This is a genomic window from Streptomyces sp. NBC_01450 (genome assembly GCF_036227505.1).
GTDB lineage: Bacteria > Actinomycetota > Actinomycetes > Streptomycetales > Streptomycetaceae > Streptomyces.
On record NZ_CP109481.1, the window covers coordinates 2066178 to 2068429 of the forward strand.

General features: G+C 65.1%; 2 protein-coding genes. Both read left to right on the plus strand.

Annotated elements, in window-relative coordinates; translation table 11 throughout:
* Positions 1–1103 precede the first annotated feature (1103 nt).
* Entirely contained in the window at positions 1104–1982 is an 879-nt protein-coding gene (locus OG568_RS58095; protein ID WP_329538035.1) for an acyltransferase domain-containing protein, read from the plus strand.
* A gap of 3 nt (positions 1983–1985) precedes the next feature.
* Positions 1986–2237 carry an acyl carrier protein gene (locus OG568_RS58100; protein ID WP_266592503.1) on the plus strand — a complete coding sequence of 84 codons (252 nt, stop codon included), beginning with the start codon at positions 1986–1988 and terminating at the stop codon, positions 2235–2237.
* The last annotated feature ends 15 nt before the right edge of the window (positions 2238–2252 follow it).

Genomic DNA, 2252 nt, shown 5'->3' on the forward strand with positions numbered 1-2252 from the left:
GCGCTTTCGTTGTCGTTGGGGGCGGTGCGGCTTCCGAGCGGGCGCCCGCACCGACGAAGAGGAGGGGAAACCCCGGTGGGTCTGAGCCTGGCGGCGGTCACTGACACCCGTTGCAGGAAAGGGGGAACGCGGAACGTCGGCGGCATCGGGGCGCCTGGCGGCACTCAAGGTGTTGCGTGAACTACTGGACGCGTTCCACATGTTGGCCACCATCTACGCCCGGCGCAAGCAATGTGATCATGGTCTCAGATACGTATCGCCCCTGGTCGGGGCAAAGGGGAACGGCCGCGCCGCCCCCCTGTTTGGCCGGAACTCTCTCTCCGGGTGTCGAGGCGGTCCGCCGCGACACCTGGCCGTCTCGCGCCCGTTTTCATGCGTAGCGCCATTTTCGTGCCGGTCCCTTTTGTCGGACCGACCGGACATTCGCCCCTGAGTAGGCCGATGGGGGCAATCGATGCCACCTTCGCGTGAGGGCTGTTACGTTCTGCCGTATTCCTGGTCGAATCCCGTCGACACGGCATCCAAACCTTCACTTTCCGGCCAAGAAAAAAGGAGTATCCGGCCGACGTGTCACGCTGCCCCGACGGGGATCGGGCCCGGTCGGTTGCCTGTCCACAAAGACTTCCTGGAGTCGGTGTGTCGGGCCGAGTTGTTACCGGAGCGTCAACTATCGGAAGTAGTTGACGGTTCTAGGAGCCCTATGGTTCGCTGCGCTGGAAACGCATCCCAGGTGAGTGCGGGGACGGAGCGGATAAGCGGTCGCTCAGTAAACGCCCACCTCCGGAAGTGCAATGCGGGAACCGAACGAGAGGGGTCGGAGTACGGAACCGATGCACCCTTTTGTGGTTTCCGTGGCTCACCCACGAAACGGACGACTGGTCGCACCCTCGCTCGTCTCGATAAATCCCTCGAAAACGTCCGGGACATTTCCCACCCCTCATCGCCTCGGTTCATTTCCCCGCAGGCGTGACCCTCCACGGCACTGTCGGCCGATCGCCCCCGCGGCGACACCGGCCGTCGACGCGCGGGCGGGCGCGGGTTCGCTCCGGAACGCCTGAAGGCGGCGGCGCGCCTTCGGGACAGAACACATGGATGGGGAACTCATGCCGTTAGCAGTGATGATTCCCGGGCAGGGCTCGCAGTTCCGCGGCATGGGGCAGGACGTCTTCCCGCGCTACCCGGGACTGACGCGGTTCGCGTCCGAGCTGTTGGGATACGACCTCGCCGCCCTCTGCCGGGACGACCCCGACGGCCTACTCGCGGACACCGCGTACACCCAGCCGGCCCTGTTCTTCGTGAACGCGCTGCATCTGTTCGAACGGGAGCGCCGCGAAGAGCGGGCCGCGGACCACTTCCTCGGACACAGCCTCGGCGAGTACAACGCGCTGCTCGCGGCGGGTGTCTTCGACCTGGAGACCGGACTCGGGATCGTGCGAAGACGCGCCGAGCTGATGGCCGGGGTGGTCGGCGGCGGCATGACCGCCGTGATGAACACCTCCGAGGACCGGCTGGCGCGGATGTTCGCCGAAGAAGGTGTGGAAGGCGTCGACATCGCCGCTTTCAACACCGACGCGCAACTCGTCGTCGCGGCGTCCGGGCCGGTTCTCGGCGCGGCCCACGAAACGCTGCGGAACAGGGGAGTGCGCTTCGTCCCGCTGCGGGTCGGCGGCGCGTTCCATTCCCGGTACATGGAGCCGGCGCGGCGGGAGTTCGCGGCATTCCTGGAGGGATTCGCCTTCCATGAACCGCGCGTTCCCGTCATCTCGAACGTGACGGCCCGTCCGCACGAGAGCGGTGCCCTGAGGGAACCGCTGGCCGAGCAGCTTGTCCGGCCCGTGCGGTGGGCCGACAGTATCCGGTACCTCATGTCGCTCGACGGCCCCCTGGAGTACCAGGAGGTCGGCGGCAAAGACCTCACACGCATGGTGGAGCACATTCGCTCGGCCACCGTCATGGCAGGGCGTGACAGGAGCGGAGAGTAGGACATGCAAAGAACAGAGAAGATCAGGGAGTACATGGAGGACCGGTTCCTGGTCGATTTCGGCGAGGACGTCACTCCCGACACCGATCTCTTCAAGGCCGGCGTCATGGATTCCTTCGGATATCTCCAGCTCATGGATTACCTGGAGACCGAGTTCGACGTGAAGATCGCGTCGGACGAGATACTCGCGAACGTTTTCGTCTCGCTTGCGACGATCGACGCCTTCGTGGCCGAGAAGATCGACGCGAAGGCTTAGGTAGGGGAATTCTGC

Excerpts from the sequence above, each read along its gene's own strand:
- OG568_RS58095 (WP_329538035.1), top strand. The coding sequence starts at position 1,104 with ATGCCGTTAGCAGTGATGATTCCCGGGCAGGGCTCGCAGTTCCGCGGC.
- OG568_RS58100 (WP_266592503.1), top strand. The coding sequence starts at position 1,986 with ATGCAAAGAACAGAGAAGATCAGGGAGTACATGGAGGACCGGTTCCTG.